Origin of the sequence: Microbacterium fluvii (assembly GCF_025515205.1) — a bacterium.
Taxonomy (GTDB): domain Bacteria; phylum Actinomycetota; class Actinomycetes; order Actinomycetales; family Microbacteriaceae; genus Microbacterium; species Microbacterium fluvii.
On record NZ_JAOPFX010000001.1, the window covers coordinates 1 to 14,406 of the forward strand.

General features: G+C 67.5%; 17 protein-coding genes and 1 tRNA gene. 6 read left to right on the forward strand and 12 right to left on the reverse strand.

Going from position 1 to position 14,406, the window contains the following annotated elements; translation table 11 throughout:
• Window positions 1-199 precede the first annotated feature (199 nt).
• The 5 genes from radA to OAW74_RS00025 form a co-directional block, all read right to left on the reverse strand.
• The gene (gene radA / locus OAW74_RS00005; RefSeq protein ID WP_262872286.1) at window positions 200-1,567 is read right to left on the reverse strand and encodes a DNA repair protein RadA; all 1,368 of its coding nucleotides are present in this window, start codon (window positions 1,565-1,567) and stop codon (window positions 200-202) included.
• Between the two features lie 48 nt (window positions 1,568-1,615).
• On the reverse strand, window positions 1,616-2,572 hold the full coding sequence (locus OAW74_RS00010; RefSeq protein WP_262872287.1) for an L-lactate dehydrogenase: 957 nt from the start codon (window positions 2,570-2,572) through the stop codon (window positions 1,616-1,618).
• Window positions 2,573-2,657: 85 nt separating this feature from the next.
• Window positions 2,658-3,287 (reverse strand): response regulator, encoded by a 630-nt coding sequence (locus OAW74_RS00015; RefSeq protein ID WP_262872288.1) that lies wholly within the window; start codon window positions 3,285-3,287, stop codon window positions 2,658-2,660.
• Entirely contained in the window at window positions 3,284-4,858 is a 1,575-nt protein-coding gene (locus OAW74_RS00020) for a GAF domain-containing protein (RefSeq protein ID WP_262872289.1), read from the reverse strand. The genes OAW74_RS00015 and OAW74_RS00020 overlap by 4 nt, the downstream gene beginning before the upstream one ends.
• A gap of 92 nt (window positions 4,859-4,950) precedes the next feature.
• Window positions 4,951-5,775 (reverse strand): universal stress protein, encoded by an 825-nt coding sequence (locus OAW74_RS00025; protein WP_262872290.1) that lies wholly within the window; start codon window positions 5,773-5,775, stop codon window positions 4,951-4,953.
• A gap of 177 nt (window positions 5,776-5,952) precedes the next feature.
• Here OAW74_RS00025 and OAW74_RS00030 point away from each other — a divergent pair, with 177 nt between their 5' ends.
• Both OAW74_RS00030 and OAW74_RS00035 read left to right on the forward strand, forming a co-directional pair.
• Complete coding sequence (locus tag OAW74_RS00030; RefSeq protein WP_262872291.1) at window positions 5,953-6,132, forward strand: hypothetical protein; 180 nt, start codon at window positions 5,953-5,955, stop codon at window positions 6,130-6,132.
• Between the two features lie 57 nt (window positions 6,133-6,189).
• Window positions 6,190-6,280 (forward strand) — tRNA-Ser (locus tag OAW74_RS00035).
• A 512-nt stretch (window positions 6,281-6,792) separates the two neighbouring features.
• On the opposite strand, the gene OAW74_RS00040 is transcribed toward OAW74_RS00035, so the two are convergent.
• From OAW74_RS00040 to OAW74_RS00055, 4 genes are all read right to left on the reverse strand, one after another.
• Entirely contained in the window at window positions 6,793-7,023 is a 231-nt protein-coding gene (locus OAW74_RS00040) for a hypothetical protein (protein WP_262872292.1), read from the reverse strand.
• 440 nt (window positions 7,024-7,463) lie between these two features.
• Window positions 7,464-7,856, reverse strand: coding sequence for a hypothetical protein (locus tag OAW74_RS00045; RefSeq protein WP_262872293.1), 393 nt, complete (start codon window positions 7,854-7,856; stop codon window positions 7,464-7,466).
• 69 nt (window positions 7,857-7,925) lie between these two features.
• Window positions 7,926-8,273 (reverse strand): hypothetical protein, encoded by a 348-nt coding sequence (locus OAW74_RS00050; protein ID WP_262872294.1) that lies wholly within the window; start codon window positions 8,271-8,273, stop codon window positions 7,926-7,928.
• Window positions 8,274-8,385: 112 nt separating this feature from the next.
• Entirely contained in the window at window positions 8,386-8,718 is a 333-nt protein-coding gene (locus OAW74_RS00055; protein ID WP_262872295.1) for a hypothetical protein, read from the reverse strand.
• A gap of 296 nt (window positions 8,719-9,014) precedes the next feature.
• On the opposite strand from OAW74_RS00055, the gene OAW74_RS00060 reads away from it, so the two are divergent.
• Window positions 9,015-10,346: a hypothetical protein gene (locus OAW74_RS00060; RefSeq protein WP_262872296.1), complete on the forward strand. Its 1,332-nt coding sequence runs from the start codon at window positions 9,015-9,017 to the stop codon at window positions 10,344-10,346.
• 50 nt (window positions 10,347-10,396) lie between these two features.
• Here OAW74_RS00060 and OAW74_RS00065 read toward each other — a convergent pair whose 3' ends face one another.
• Both OAW74_RS00065 and OAW74_RS00070 read right to left on the reverse strand, forming a co-directional pair.
• A complete protein-coding gene (locus OAW74_RS00065) occupies window positions 10,397-10,774 on the reverse strand; it encodes a hypothetical protein (RefSeq protein WP_262872297.1) in 378 nt (125 codons plus the stop codon).
• A 157-nt stretch (window positions 10,775-10,931) separates the two neighbouring features.
• Window positions 10,932-11,240, reverse strand: a complete 309-nt coding sequence (locus OAW74_RS00070) for a hypothetical protein (protein WP_262872298.1) — start codon at window positions 11,238-11,240, stop codon at window positions 10,932-10,934.
• Window positions 11,241-11,394: 154 nt separating this feature from the next.
• Between OAW74_RS00070 and OAW74_RS00075 the strand changes: the two genes are divergently transcribed.
• Window positions 11,395-12,531 (forward strand): ankyrin repeat domain-containing protein, encoded by a 1,137-nt coding sequence (locus OAW74_RS00075; protein WP_262872299.1) that lies wholly within the window; start codon window positions 11,395-11,397, stop codon window positions 12,529-12,531.
• Window positions 12,532-12,600: 69 nt separating this feature from the next.
• Here the strand turns inward: OAW74_RS00075 and OAW74_RS00080 are convergent, their stop codons facing one another.
• Window positions 12,601-13,143 carry a DUF6461 domain-containing protein gene (locus tag OAW74_RS00080; protein ID WP_262872300.1) on the reverse strand — a complete coding sequence of 181 codons (543 nt, stop codon included), beginning with the start codon at window positions 13,141-13,143 and terminating at the stop codon, window positions 12,601-12,603.
• Window positions 13,144-13,343: 200 nt separating this feature from the next.
• On the opposite strand from OAW74_RS00080, the gene OAW74_RS00085 reads away from it, so the two are divergent.
• Both OAW74_RS00085 and OAW74_RS00090 read left to right on the forward strand, forming a co-directional pair.
• Entirely contained in the window at window positions 13,344-13,631 is a 288-nt protein-coding gene (locus tag OAW74_RS00085; protein ID WP_262872301.1) for a hypothetical protein, read from the forward strand.
• A gap of 115 nt (window positions 13,632-13,746) precedes the next feature.
• Window positions 13,747-14,361 carry a GNAT family N-acetyltransferase gene (locus OAW74_RS00090; RefSeq protein WP_262872302.1) on the forward strand — a complete coding sequence of 205 codons (615 nt, stop codon included), beginning with the start codon at window positions 13,747-13,749 and terminating at the stop codon, window positions 14,359-14,361.
• Window positions 14,362-14,406: the final 45 nt, after the last annotated feature.

Consider the following 14,406-nt stretch of genomic DNA (forward strand, 5'->3'; position numbering starts at 1 on the left):
CCCGCCAAAACCCCCGCTTCACCGACCTCAACACCAACAGCATCGACACCCCTCACATCAGGGTGTTGCACTGACCCCTTGAGACCGCCCATCCGATCGTCCTGCGTAGGCCGAATCACCTGATCTGAGCGCCGCGAGCCGCGCGTCGCGAGCCGCGAGAGTGGGGGAACGGGCCGAGCAAGCCGAAGCCCGAGCAGCCTCAGAAGGTGGGCGCCTCGTCGGGCTCGGCGGCTCCCCGCGCGTGCAGCGTGAGCGCGTTTCGGGCGTCGCGGATGCTGCCCACCGACGAGTCGATCACCGTGCGGTAGCCCAGGCGCGCGGCCTCGCTGCGGCGCTGCGCCTGCTGGGTCACCGGCCGCACCTCGCCTGCAAGGCTCAGCTCTCCGATGACGGCGACGCCGCGCGCGAGCGCATGATTGTCCATCGAGCTCGCCACCGCGATCGCGATCGCGAGGTCGGCCGCCGGCTCCGTCAGCCGCACGCCGCCGACCGTCGAGACGTAGACGTCGCGGGTGCTCAGCTGCAGATTCAGGCGCTTCTCGAGCACGGCCAGCACCATCGCGACACGCGATCCGTCGACGCCGTTGACGATGCGCCGGGGGTTGCCGCCGTTGCCGGGGATCGTGAGCGCCTGCACCTCGACCGGCAGGGCGCGGCGTCCCTCGAGGGCGATCGTGACGCACGTGCCGGCGACCGGCTTGCCGTGACCGAGGAACAGGGCGCTGGGATCGGGCACCTCGGCGATGCCGGCGCCGGTCATGTCGAAGCATCCGCTCTCGTCGGTGGGTCCGAAGCGGTTCTTGAGCGCGCGGAGGAACCGCAGCGACGTCTGCCGGTCGCCCTCGAAGTGGCAGACGACGTCGACGAGGTGCTCGAGCACGCGAGGGCCGGCGATCGTGCCGTCTTTCGTGACGTGGCCGACGATGATGACGGGCAGATCGCGGTCTTTCGCGACGCGGATGAGCGTCGAGGCGACCTCGCGCACCTGGCTCGGATGCCCGGCCACACCGTCTGAGAGCGCCGACGAGACCGTCTGCACCGAGTCCACGATAATGAGGTCGGGCTGCACCTCGTCGACGTGCCCGAGGATCGTCGCGAGGTCGGTCTCTGCCGCGAGGTACAGCTCGTCGTGCAGCGCTCCGGTGCGCTCGGCGCGCAGCCGCACCTGCGCGGTCGACTCCTCGGCGCTCGCGTAGAGCACGCGGCGCCCCGCCCGCGCCGACTGCGCGGCGACCTCGAGCAGCAGCGTCGACTTGCCGACGCCGGGCTCGCCGCTGAGCAGGATCGCCGCCCCCGGCACGATGCCGCCGCCGAGCACCCGGTCGAACTCTCCGACTCCGCTCGTGCGTCGGGGTGCATCCGCAGTGTCGACCTCGGTGATGCGTCGCGCGGCCCTCTCGGCCGACGGCGCGACGGGAGTCATGGCGCGCAGGATGCCGGTCTGCTCGGATGCTTCGACCACCGTGCCCCACTGCTGGCACTCGCCGCAGCGGCCCACCCACTTGATCGTCGTCCAGCCGCACTCGGTGCAGCGGTACGGCGCGGTCGGGGTGGGGCGTCGGGCCATTCCCTCAGCGTAATCGTGGCCCGCGACATCGCCGCGAGGCCCGGGGCGTCAGTCGCGCAGGTCGTCGGCGACGGCACGCAGCGCGTCGGCCGAGCGGCGGAACAGGCCCAGCTCGCTCGGCGAGAACTGCGTCTGGCGGATCGGCTCGGCACCGGCCGCCGACACCACCGACGGCACCGACAGGGCGACGCCCGAGACTCCGTGGAAGTCGTCGAGCACCGTCGAGACCGGCATGACGGCGTGCTCGTCGTCGAGGATCGCCTCGACGATGCGTGCGCTCGACAGGCCGATCGCGTAGTTGGTGGCGCCCTTGCCCTGGATCACCTTGTAGGCCGCGTCGCGCACGTCGACGGCGATCTGGTCGAGCTCATCGACCGTGAACGGAGCCTGCCCGTCGAGCGGCTGCCACTCGAGGATCGGCACCTGGCCGATCGTCGCCTTCGACCACTGGGGAAACTCGGTATCGCCGTGCTCGCCGACGATGTAGGCGTGCACGCTCGCGATCGACACGCCCGCGCGCTGCGCGAGCTTCCACCGCAGGCGCGACGTGTCGAGCACGGTGCCCGACGCGAAGATGCGGTTGACCGGAAGCCCGGTCGTCTCCTGCGCGAGCACGGTGAGCACGTCGCACGGGTTGGTGACGATGACGAAGACGGCCTCGGGAGCCACCTCGAGCAGCTGCGGCATCATCGACTTGAGGATGTTGGCGTTGACTCCGGCGAGCTCCGTGCGGGTCTGCCCGGGCTTCTGCTTGGCGCCGGCGGTGATCACCACGACGTGCGACCCCTCGGCCACCGAGATGTCGGCACCGCCGATGATGTCGCTCGACCCCGTGAACATCGCGCCGTGCGAGAGGTCGAGCACCTCGGCCTCGGTCTTCTCGGCCGCGATGTCGTAGAGGGCCACGTGGCGGGCCGACCCGCGGATGAGGGCGGCATAGGCGACACTGGATCCAACCGCGCCGGCTCCGACGACGGTGAGTTTCGAGTTCTCGATCACGCTCATGTGCTCAGTCTGTCAGTGGACGGATGCGGCAACCAGAGGTATTTCTGGGGGCATTCTCTTCCGCGGCGGCGGCAGGCCGCATCCGTCAGCCGTGGCGGTGTTCGGCGCCGTAGACGGCGGCCTGCGTGCGGTGCGACATGCCGAGTTTGGCCAGCAGCCCGCTCACGTAGTTCTTCACGGTCTTCTCGGCAAGGCCGAGGTGCGCGCCGATCTCGCGGTTGGTCAGCCCGTCGGCGATGAGGTCGAGCACCTGCCGCTCGCGGTAGGTGAGTGCGACGCCCTCGTCGTCGTGCGGGGCGGGGGCGAGGGATGCCGCGGCCCGCCGCAGCAGGTCGGCCGACTGCACCGTGCCGCCCGCGGCCGTCTGCCGGATCGCGTCGATGAGCGATGCGCCACGGATGTCTTTGAGCACGTATCCGCTCGCCCCCGCCAGCGCCGCCGAGCGCAGGGCCGCGTCGTCGTCGTAGGCGGTGAGCATGAGGCACGCGATCTCGGGGCGCCGGGACCGCACCGTGCGGCACAGGTCGATGCCGCTGCCGTCGGGCAGACGCACGTCGAGCACCGCGACGTCGGGAGAGGTGGCCTCGATGCGGCGCAGCGCCTCGCGGGTGGTGGCCGCCTCGCCCACCACCTCGAGCCCTGCGGCCGAGCCGATCAGCTGCACGAGCCCCCGCCGCACGATCTCGTGCTCGTCGACGACGAAGACGCGGGTCACGCGGTGCCGCCTTCGACCAGCGGCACCGTCCAGGTGAGGGTGGTGCCGGCGACCGCGGCCGATCCGCCGCGGGCGGCGGCGCGCTCGCCGGCCACCGCGGCGAGGCCGTCGCCGATCCCCGGCAGATGCACCTCGAGCGTCACCGAGCCGGCGGCGGCGGTCAGCGAGACGTCGAGCGTCGGGGCGGCGGTGGCCGCCGCATCCGCCACCGCACGGCGCAGCAGAGCGGCGACGTCGTCGGCGACCTCGCGCGAGACGAGCGTGTCGATCGCCCCCGCGAAGCGGATGGTCGGGTGCAGCCCGACGTCGCCGCTGGCCTCGGCGAGCGCCGTGACGAGCCGCTCGCGCGCGCCGTCGGCAGACGGGGCGCCTTCGGCCCCGAGCGCGAGGATCACGGTGCGGATCTCGCGGATCGTGTCGTCGAGCGCGTCGATCTGCTCGTCGAGGCCGGTCGCGGGCGCCTCGGCGGCGAAAGCCTGCAGGGCGAGCCCCGCGCCGTAGAGGCGCTGGATGACGTGGTCGTGCAGGTCGCGGGCGATGTGCGCGCGGCTGCGGGCGAACTCGAGGCGGCGGCGGTCGTCGCGGCCGCGGGCGACCTCGATCGCCAGGCCCGCCTCGCCGGCGAACACGAACGCCATCTCGAGGTCGATGTCGCCGAAGGTGGGGGCGCCGGGAGCGCGCGAGATCGTGAGCACCCCGAGCGCCTCGTCGCCGGCGAACAGCGGCAGTGCGACGGTCGGCCCCTGCGGGGCGTCGGAGAGGGATGCCGCCGGCAGCGCCTCGACGCGGGCCGCGCGCCGCGAGCTCAGGGCGCGGCCCGCGAGCGTGCCGGTCGCCGACGAGACCCGGCCCCGCACGGTGTCGGCGGCCTGGCCGTGCGCGGCCGTGACGACGAGGTGCGTGCCGCCGCGCACCGGCACGGCGAGGGTCACCAGGCGTGCGCCGAGCACGGGGGCCACCCGTTCGACGACGACGTCGAGGGCGTCATCGCCGGTGGCGTCGAGCAGCGCCCCGAGCACGTCGGCCAGAGCCGTCGTCCAGGCTTCGCGGGTGCGGGTGCGCTCGTAGAGGCGGGCGTTCTCGATGGCGATGCCGGCCGTCGCGGCGAGCGCGACCACGAGGTCTTCGTCGTCGGCGGTGAACTCGCCCTGCGCGTCGGCGAGGTAGAGGTCGCCGTAGACGGCGTCGCGCACGCGGATCGGAACCCCCAGGAAGGGGTGCATCGGCGGGTGGTGGGGCGGGAAGCCCACCGAGCGCGGGTCGTCGCTCACGTGGGGGAGGCGGATCGGATGCTCGGCCGCGATCACCGCGCCCAGCACACCGCGCCCGTGCGGAGGGTCGCCGATCGCGCGGGCGGCGTCTGCCGGGATGCCGCGGTGGATGAACCGCTCGAGCAGCCCGTCGGGGCCGAGCACGCCGAGTGCTCCGTACTGTGCGCCGGTGAGGGAGCGGGCAGCATCCACGATCGCCGTCAAGACCTCGTCGAGCTCGAGATGCTCGACGACGCTGGTGCTGGCGCGCAGCAGATCGCGGAGTCGATCCCCGGCGGCGGCGGTGCCGGCAGCATCCATCTGAGCCTCCCGGGGGAAGTGTAGCGAGGGCCGATCCGCCGATGGCGGACCGGCCCCGCGTTCCCTCCGCACCCCTGAGGAGGGTGTCTGTGTCAGCTCTTCTCGCCCGGCACGATGCAGACCGGGCAGTGCACCTTGAACAGGATCTCCTGCGCGACCGAGCCGAGCATGGTGCCCACCCACAGGCCGCGGTGATGCGTGCCGAGCACGATCATCGACGCGCGGTCGGCGCGTGCTCGCAGGGCCGCGGCCGGGTGGTCGTTGACGAGCACCTCTTCGACGCCCAGTTCGGGGAACTCCGCTGTGACGAGCCGCCCCGCGTCATCGAGGATGCGCCGGTGCACGTTCTTGACCTCCAACGGCGACGACACCAGCGCGACGGCGCCGTCGATGGCGGGTGCCGGCATCTGCCAGGCGTGCACGAGCCGCAGCGGCACGTCGGCCCAGCTCGCCTCGTGGGCGGCCAGCCTGATCGCCGCATCCGCCGACTCGTCGACGTCGACGCCGACCATGACCGCCTGGCCGTTGGGCACCCAGCCTTCGGGCACGAGCACCGTCGGCACCGTCGCGCGCGCCGCCGTGCGCGTGGGGATCCAGCCGCGCAGCGCCGTGTGCATGGGGCGGGTGTTGGTGATGCCGACCACGAGCAGGTCGGCGCGCTCGGCCTCGCGGATGAGCGTGTCGGGCATCGAGCCGTCGGTCCAGTGCGATTCGACGTCGACCTCCGGAGCAAGCTGCCTCAACTCCCGGGTGCCCTTCTCGAGGGTCTCTTCGGTGTGGGTGTAGTCGCTCAGCAGCATGTTGGTCACCGTGACGACCTCGACGCTCGTGCGCCCGCGGGTCGCGCGGTCGGCGACCCAGGCCAGGGCGGAGTCTGCGGCGGGGCTGCCGTCGTATCCGACAACGATGTGCACCATGGTGTCCTCCTCGACGTTCGTGCGGCGCGGTGCCGGTCTCTGATTCGGACGTTAGGGGAGGGCGGATGCGGTGGGCAGGGCCGAAGGTCCCGCGCCGCCGTGGGACCTTCGGCCCTGCCGCCGGCGAGGGTGCGGGGCTTGGGTGGACCCCAGGGGAGCGGAGGAAAGGAGCACACCATGGACGAGCGATTCGCGACGGACGGGTGCCCGATCATCCCGACGGATCCGGATGCCGCCACTCCCGTCACCGGAACGCAGATGCCGCTGCAAGCACCGGGGGTGAAGGTGCGGCACTCCGAGTCGGTGACGCGCAGCGAGCGCCCGCGGCCCATTCCGCACATCACGCCGCGCTCGTGAGAGCGGGGCTGCGGCCCCGATTCGCGGCATCCGCCGACGTGACGTAAGCTATTCGGCGGTGACGTGTCCGAGCGGCCGAAGGTGCAACTCTCGAAAAGTTGTGTAGGGTAACCCCCTACCGTGGGTTCAAATCCCACCGTCACCGCCAGAAAAACCCCTGTTTCTCAGGGGTTTTTCCATTTGCCGACGTGCTCGTGCGAAAGAAATGCGCAAAGTCGGCGCGGCGTCCGGGCAACTGAGACCCGCGGAAATCCGCAGAGTTCGGCATTACATGCGAGTTCGCGCGGGCCCTGCGATGGGAACATGTCCCACCGCAGGGAAGGCGCAATCGCCCCCCGGCGGCGCCCTCGTCCATCTCCTCGGCGTGGTGCGGTGGGCGTCGCCGGCGCCGCGTCCGCGCCGACCGGGAACGGGGATCCGGGCCGGTGAAGTGCTCAGTCGAGGGTGTCGCGTGAGTAGCCACCATCGTGCAATTCATCGAGCCGGTCATGCGAACGATCGGGTGCCGGTCACCGGTAGCCCGCGACGATGCCGGTCGTCGACTGTGCCCGGGCCGCTGTGGATGGACCTCGAGTCCACCTCGCTGTGTCACCGCGCTGTTCGTTGAAGGACCGGCTACCGCGCGGCGTCAGACTATGCGCGGTAGCAACTCATCAGAGGTCAGCCATCGTCCGATTCGTCGGCGCCGTCGGATCGTTTTCGGTTTCGTTGAATGTTCGCGAAAGCGGCGATGCCACCCGTCGCTACCGCGCTGGCGACGACACGTCCAACGTCGAACGGTGCGCCGGATACCCAACTCCATAGTCCGTAAGCCGTGAAGCAAGCAAGGAGTGCGCAGACAAGCCAGAAGGCGACCAGGAACACCATTTCCATGATCGGAAGTCGGGCCATGGGTGAATCCTACGGGTAGCCAACGAGACAGCATGTAGGCAGCCAAGTCGGCAGCGCGCATCGGGACTGGCTAGCGAATCACGGTTCCCGGATTCGTCCGCAAAGATGTCGGATATGGAACTCGTTGTCGATGTGTTCCCAGTCGCGAGAGATCGGTGGATTGCCGTTGTCGGCGCGCCCCTCGGCGAGTTCTCGACAGAAGCCGTGACCCCGGATCGGATTCCTGACGAGGTCGCCTCGGCCATCTTCGGTGTCCTCGGGAGCAGCCACTCATGGCTGCTCGTGGACGAGCTCGGGCTTCCGTGGTCGCCCGACTCCGCACCGACGCAACTCCTTCGCATGCTCGGACTCGATAGCCCCTAATCATGCGTCAGTCGTCGACCGGCTTCAGGGCGAGGAAGAACTGCTCGGCGACGTTTGCGGGTCGGTGATCGTGCGTGTCATGTCTGCGTGTTCGGGTCGCCGTTCAGCCATGTTCGTGCGTGCTCGTCGGCTCCTGGTCCGAGTAGCCACTCAAGCGTCGCGCTTCCGGACCTGAGCGTATATATGTCGCCCGCAAGTGGGGCGCTCTCGAATAGTCGCGTTCGCCTGACCGGATCCGCGGACAGTTCGGAGACGCCAAGGCGCAGTTCGTCGATTCGCAGTTGGCCGACAGACACCTCGATGTCGCCGTACCGCCAGTCCTGCTTGTAGAAACCGGGAAGGTCGCCGGCCGTCACGCGGAGCGCGCTACGCAGTCGATGGCGACGGGTGTTGGACGCGTCCCGAATGCCCTCCGCGGCGCCCTGAATCGCGCCTTCTGCTGCGACGCCGAAGATCGCCTCCCAGAGCATGGGGCAAGGTTAGCGCGGCCGATCGGTTGGGCTGCAGACGGCTCGCGAACCGGAGGGACGGTGTTCGTGTCAGTCGATGAACAGACGGATCCGCTCGGCGAGGTCGACATTCATTCCCTGCTGCACGAGCCGCTCGAGGAGTTGTGTGTCCCCACCTCGGATGGCATCTTCGAGCGTGCTGCCCAGCCACGCGACGACCCAGTCGTCTTCCGGACGTTCGGGGTGATTCAGTGCCGCGAGCAAGAATTGATCAGCCCACTCGGGTTGGCGCATCACCGCTTCGACCTCTTCGTCGATGCGGTACAGATCCCCGCCCCACGACATCACCCTCACTCGCTCGTCTCGACGTGGGCTGCGAGATGCGGATTCGGCCTCCCAATACCGTGTCACCAGGGACGCGAGCGGATCAGAGTTCACGACAGCATCATTCCGCAAGAGGACCTCTCGCGGTGCTGCGTCACGAGGTGGATTTCGCGGAAGAGACCGCAAGCCCCCCACCCGCATGCGAGCGAAGGATCGACCGTGCAACTTACCCGCGCTCACGGCCTGGCAGCGGTGCACCTGCCAGAAACGCCTCATATGGCGTCCGTGCGTCATCGTCGACTATCGGCGTGTGATGGCGATAACGGGCGTCCGTCTGATCCCGCTTCGGCCCCGAGATCCAGTAGCGCTCTTGGGTCTCGACGTCGTAGAAGTTTGCATCGAAGTTCGAGTACGCGGTGCCCGTAATACGTCGGAGAGCGCGTCCATGAAAGTGGGCCGTGCGCCAGGTCTTGGTGAACCGAACCAAGCTGATCCAGGACGGGCCGGCGTCGGTGTCGTATCCGGTCTTGAGCTGGACGAACATGATCCGATCGGGCATGCGGCGATCCTATGGCGAGCGCGCCCGATGGTCAGTCGAACCCAGGTTAGCCAGCGTCGTGTTCCGCTTGCTTCAGGACCGGTGATCGCGCGTCACGCGGTGTGAGCTTTGGCGGACAACTTGGGCGCATGGCCTGCCGGACGGCCGGTCGTAGGTCGGCGCCGAGTAGCATCCGCTATGTGGGTGATCGTGTTCAGCCTCGGGTGATCGGTCGCGCGTACGAGTACGCAGGTGAGTCCAGTGTTCTTCTGAATCCCTGGCCGGCTGCGTCTGGACTGGTGAATCGGGCTACGCAAATGGCGATCCTCGGTGAGTGGGTTGATCTGTTGAGCGGACCGACGTCCATTGAGGACTTGACCCTGTGGGGGCGGGTATCGGATCGCCTGATGCAGGCGCTGGCGGGGCAGTCTCAGCTTCGCCGTTTGGAGCTCAAGTGGGGTCCGTATACCGATCTGGCGCCAATTGGTCAAATGGCGGACCTTGAGGAACTTGTTCTCGGTGGAGCGAGCGCGGTCACCGACTTGCGCCCGCTGGCGCGGTTGTCGCAGTTGAAGGTCCTCGATGTGGAGAACGGGCGGAGGGTCCTGGATTACTCGCCGCTAGGCGGTATCCCCTCATTGCGTCGACTCGCCGTAGGTCCGAGCATCAGCGGGAGCCGCACAGATGCGGAGTCCGTAGAGTTCCTCCGGACACTCCCGGATCTTGATGCTGTGTGTTGGGATCCTCGGGTCCGGTCCCTCGACTACTCACCCTTCCTCACCCTCACGAACGCATCGATGATTGCTCTGCGCGGACAGAAGGGGATGACGCCCAGCCTCGCGGATCTTGAGTGGGCACTACCTGGAATGCAGGCTCACGCCGCCGAAGTCGCGGACGAACAGTGGGTGCTTCACTCCCACGACGGAAGCGTCGCGGTGCTCGATACCGACATCACCGGACGAAGGGCCTTCCGGGAACCCACTGAACAGGAACGAGAGACGATTCTCACCACCCCGTTCGCGACGAAGACAGACGAGTGGGAAGACGAGCTGCGCGGTGCGATTTCCGGTACGACCATCCGAACTCTCGGTTCGACCGCAAGGACGCGGACCGAGAAGTTCTGGGTGCGCGTCGAGAGTCCCGAACGGGCGGACCAACATCCCCTGCCATTGCACCGCGAGCACATCGTCGGGAAGTTCGCTTTCGTGGGATCAGCCGAAGGGCCGTTACTCATCTGGGACTCACCCATCGCAAGCGAAGATGATCCCACATCGATTCACGCTTTTTTCACCGGCAACGTTGACGCGGCCACCTCAAGACCGGAACCCGAGGCTGTCGACGACGACGACTACTACGACTACGAAGATTGCGTCTCGCTGTCGCCCGCCCGGGCACTCGTACGCGTCGAGGGGACGCTGCGTGAACGTGTCGTCCTCGTCGACCTCGAGCGTGCAAGCCCCGGCGGTACATGGTCTGCGATCGTCGCCGCGTTCACGCAGTTCGGCGGCGAGATCGTCGCAGGACCGGAGCTAGGGCCAAACACAATCCCCCACCTGCCGACCGTGGAGCCGGTCTTCTGGATCCGCCGCCGTTCCAACGAGCCCGAAGGTTCCTACCTCTCACGATACGGCGCCAGCCCCCAACACTGACCACGAGAACACCGGCCGCCTGATTCGCGGAAGGATCCGCGCACCCACCGTCATGCGTCCCAGGGGGCGACGCGATCTCGGCCAAAGTCGATGAGGCGATCGAAACGCGATCGCCTGAAACCGCCGCGCGCGAGAGATTCAATTTGGCCCACAATCAGCCGGACGTGCGCGACCTCATCGTCGTCGAGCATCGGCTCATCCTCGAAGAAGATGAAGCGACCGCACTCCAGCGTGAACGACCAGTCAAAGTTCGCGTACAGAGTAATGATTGCACCGTCGGGGTTCGGTGGGACGAAATCGACGAGTGTGCAGTACTGCCCCTCGCGCTCCGGGGTCAGTTCTACGCTCACCGCGGGAAACGACTGCTTGACTTGGCTCGCGACAGCGTCGGCGAGGCGCGCGCTCCCTCGCTCAGCCGAATCACTCACCGAGCCAAACTAACCCACTCGCGGCGCCCGCACGCCGACCGTGCTGCGGTCCGCGGGGCGCCAAGCGTGGCTCGTCACGGTCTTGCCTGTCTCGAACTGCTCCGAACGAGCTACCTCGACCAGGGGTACGCGCTCGAGGGCGCAGCCTGACCCGGTCCTACTCCACCGACGTCAGCGTCAGGATGTAACGCTCCTGCAGATCCGGGTCGACTTCGTCCCACTCGGGCTCGTTGTGACCTGGGCGGTTCCGTCCCTGAACTCGCACGGTGTACCGGCCGGCGCGAGGAAGTGTGAATGCTATGCATCCGCCGAGACCACCGAGCGGTATCGCTTCCATCTCGATCGTGCTGAGTTCGATGTCGACGAGTGCGTACTCGATCCAACTTGGGTCGTCAGATGTTCGGCCGATCTCGTCGATGACGATCTTGACGCCGACGAGGCCGGTGTGCGTTCCGGTGATGAGCATGAGACCGTCCGGTGGGTCCCGTGAGCAGTGCGCAATGGGGCTTGCCGGATGGAGTCGCCCGTGGAGACCTGTCAACGCTCATTGTCGGACTCTCGCGAGGGTCCGGTATCGATCAGCCGGCATCCGCCGCGTTCGTATGATGTCGCGTGTGGAGATGAAGTGGTTCACCGCGGCGCTGCTTTGGGGTGACGGTGACGACGATGACCCGTATGCCCGGTATCGAGCCCATCTCGCGACCATCGAACCGGTGCTTCCGGTGGGTGTGCGTACCTTGGCGTACGACGTCGAGCTTCATGACGCGCGCGTGGAGTCGGTCGATCACGTCGGCTCGTCACTTGTTATCGATGTGATCACCAACGACGACGGTGGCACGTATCGACGTGTTCGACTCGCGTACAGCGGTGCGGAGATCCTCGACCCTGTCACGGGTGACCTCGCCGCGCTGCATCTGCTTTCTGACGAGGCGGAGATTCTGTACGACGAGGTCGATGTCACTGATGAGGGCAACTTCGTCCACCGCGGCTGGGTCTGGCCCACCGGGCAGTTCACCGTCACGTTCACCGGGCTCACCGTTGAGATCCGACCGGCAACTGCGGGTGAGTTCGAAGCGCTGCAAGGCCCGGACCGTGAACCCTTGACTGAGCACCCCTTGTCCGACAAGTGGCTCGACTTCGAACCGCCCCTGATCGCGGCCGCAGCCCGCGGGGACCTGGACGAGGTTCGGTCGTTGCTGCAGGACGGTGACGTCGTCGACACCACGACAGCCGACGGCGCGTCCGCATTACACCTGGCGGCCAGCCGATCCCACCTCGACGTGTGCGCCGCGCTGATCACCGCCGGCGCCACCGTGGACCTCTTGGACGTGGCAGGCGAGACACCGCTGTTCGGAGCGCTCCGCAGCGGAGAGGGCGTCGTGCTTCGCTACCTCATCGATCACGGAGCGGACCCTTTCGGACGTGAAACGGACCACGGAATGCTTGCGATCCACCAAGCAGCTAGCGGACCCAACATCGATGCCCTTGCACTGCTCCTCGAACACGGCGCCGCCATCGACGCCCAGGACGAAGACGGTTACACGGCCCTGATGTATGCCGCCGAAGCTGACACCGACCCCGCCGCCGTCAGCTTCCTCCTGGCACACGGAGCGAACCCGCACCTGCGCACCGGCAAGGACACCGACCCCACAAGCAGACACAAGCTCGCCTCTGAACTCGCGGAACGCGTCGGCCACCACGACATCGCTGCGGCAATACGCACCGCCGAACAACAGACCGCGCCATCAGCCCGCTGAAGGACCCGCAATCGCCCGCTCTCCAGTGCGCACGCCATCTGCCCCAGCGCGCCGGGTCGCGATCCGTACCTAGTAGCGCAAGAGCCAGTGCCGAGCTCGAGGTGACTCAAACCAGTCGGGGTCGAACGGTTCGCTGAGGCCGGTGTAGCTGGCGATCAGAAGGAGCGATGACGAGATGTGTCGACCCATGCTCCAGTCCAAGGCTGCCTCCGCGGGAAGCGGGTCGCCTTCGCCTTCGTCCGTCTCTCTGCGGAAGAGCGGGTCGAACTCTCGTGTGATCTGTCCGTCCTCGCCCAGAAGGAGGCGCGATACCGCATTGACGTTGACGAAGACAGAACCAGCCGGACCAGGCTCACAGAGCCGACGGAACTGCTCTTCGCTCGCCCCGAGATACCCGTTGTCTTCCCAGACGATCACATGGTGGTCGGTCTGAATCGTGATCGTGTGGCTGACCAGGCCATCATCCGCCCACGAGGCCTCCTGTGCGGCTTCGAAGCTCGCCATCTCCTGCGCACCCGGCAGAAGAGCGTGAATAGCGGCATCCGCTGAAGGCATGACAGTGACCGAAATGCACGCCACCAGTCCGTCGTCAGCCCACGGGTATTCAGTCATCGACTCGCTGCCTCCAGAGGCTCATCAGAAGAGTGCGGCATGGTTCAGCCGCGCCGCCATGCTCTCACCGTCCCCGCCAAAAGGGCGTGTCGCCTTCGCCGCCAGCGAGGACGGAGTGATCGGAGACAGTCGTGGCATACGCCGAGATGCGGCGATCAAGCGTGCGCGGCGCCGCGAGGGACATGTCGCACAATTGGTGGATGAGCTCGAAGACCTCGCTGCGGTTTGAGCTGTTCTGGTTCGTGTTCTCAGTGGCGGCGGTCGTGTTGTTCACGTCTACAGCGATTACGACAGTCGCACACCGAAGCGACTGGACGCCGGGATTCGTCGACCTCCCCGGCTGGGAGATGGAGCTCCCGACGTGGTTCACCTTCGGCGTGAACTGCGTCATCCTGGTCCTCACCGCGAGTCTCGCCGTGCTGACCGCGGCGCTCCTGATCCGTCGCCTGCGAGGTCAGAGCGAATCCGACATCGACGAAAGCAATTGATTCGACTTGGCGACCCAGGGTGGACACTTCGTGCGATAGGGCGACGAAGCCCGGTTCTCGGCGGGTGCACCATCCGCCGCCACGGAGCGGGCTGGTCGGCTGCAGCCGCTGAGAGATGCGCCCGAGCCTGCTCGTGGCCTTACGCCCCGAAGCCAGCTTGAGCAACGCGAGCAGTCCGCAGCGAATCCGGGTGCGCGATACTTCAGTCATGCCCCAGAAGCGGACTGCGCGCGTGGTGCTGCGGGATGTCGTCACCTCGGCGGACCGTGCGACGGTCCTCCATCTGCGTCTCGGTCCTGGCCAGGAGAGGTACCTCAACTCGATCGAGTCCATCTTCGAGGAGGCTGACAGCGAACCGCAGGGAATGCCGCACGGGTGGTCTGTTCGGGATGCAGACACCGACGAAGTCGTCGGTTTCGTGATGATCAGCGACAACATCCCCGATCCCATTCCGGAAGACATGGTCGGGCCGTACTTCCTGTGGAAGCTGCTCATCGATGAGTCGGCGCAGCGTAGGGGATATGGCACGGCGACGCTCGATGCTGTCATCGAGTACGTGAGGTCGCGCCCGGGTGCCGAGGTGCTCTCCACGAGTTGCTCAGACGGCCCAGGCTCTCCGCGCGGCTTCTATCTCGGCTACGGCTTCGTCGATACCGGTCGGGTGATGTGGGGCGAGAACATCCTGGCCATCGACCTGCAGCCACCCCGTCCCACCTCTGGTGCGAGCTGACGTCATCGGTCCACCTGGGCACGGCGACAGTGCGGCCGGCGTCTC

What these genes read in the sequence shown, in the direction of transcription:
- radA (WP_262872286.1), bottom strand. Translation starts at nt 1,567, where the DNA reads ATGGCCCGACGCCCCACCCCGACCGCGCCGTACCGCTGCACCGAGTGC.
- OAW74_RS00010 (WP_262872287.1), bottom strand. Translation starts at nt 2,572, where the DNA reads ATGAGCGTGATCGAGAACTCGAAACTCACCGTCGTCGGAGCCGGCGCG.
- OAW74_RS00020 (WP_262872289.1), bottom strand. Translation starts at nt 4,858, where the DNA reads ATGGATGCTGCCGGCACCGCCGCCGCCGGGGATCGACTCCGCGATCTG.
- OAW74_RS00025 (WP_262872290.1), bottom strand. Translation starts at nt 5,775, where the DNA reads ATGGTGCACATCGTTGTCGGATACGACGGCAGCCCCGCCGCAGACTCC.
- OAW74_RS00030 (WP_262872291.1), top strand. Translation starts at nt 5,953, where the DNA reads ATGGACGAGCGATTCGCGACGGACGGGTGCCCGATCATCCCGACGGAT.
- OAW74_RS00040 (WP_262872292.1), bottom strand. Translation starts at nt 7,023, where the DNA reads ATGGCCCGACTTCCGATCATGGAAATGGTGTTCCTGGTCGCCTTCTGG.
- OAW74_RS00045 (WP_262872293.1), bottom strand. Translation starts at nt 7,856, where the DNA reads ATGCTCTGGGAGGCGATCTTCGGCGTCGCAGCAGAAGGCGCGATTCAG.
- OAW74_RS00055 (WP_262872295.1), bottom strand. Translation starts at nt 8,718, where the DNA reads ATGCCCGATCGGATCATGTTCGTCCAGCTCAAGACCGGATACGACACC.
- OAW74_RS00060 (WP_262872296.1), top strand. Translation starts at nt 9,015, where the DNA reads ATGGCGATCCTCGGTGAGTGGGTTGATCTGTTGAGCGGACCGACGTCC.
- OAW74_RS00070 (WP_262872298.1), bottom strand. Translation starts at nt 11,240, where the DNA reads ATGCTCATCACCGGAACGCACACCGGCCTCGTCGGCGTCAAGATCGTC.
- OAW74_RS00075 (WP_262872299.1), top strand. Translation starts at nt 11,395, where the DNA reads ATGAAGTGGTTCACCGCGGCGCTGCTTTGGGGTGACGGTGACGACGAT.
- OAW74_RS00080 (WP_262872300.1), bottom strand. Translation starts at nt 13,143, where the DNA reads ATGACTGAATACCCGTGGGCTGACGACGGACTGGTGGCGTGCATTTCG.
- OAW74_RS00085 (WP_262872301.1), top strand. Translation starts at nt 13,344, where the DNA reads ATGAGCTCGAAGACCTCGCTGCGGTTTGAGCTGTTCTGGTTCGTGTTC.
- OAW74_RS00090 (WP_262872302.1), top strand. Translation starts at nt 13,747, where the DNA reads ATGCGCCCGAGCCTGCTCGTGGCCTTACGCCCCGAAGCCAGCTTGAGC.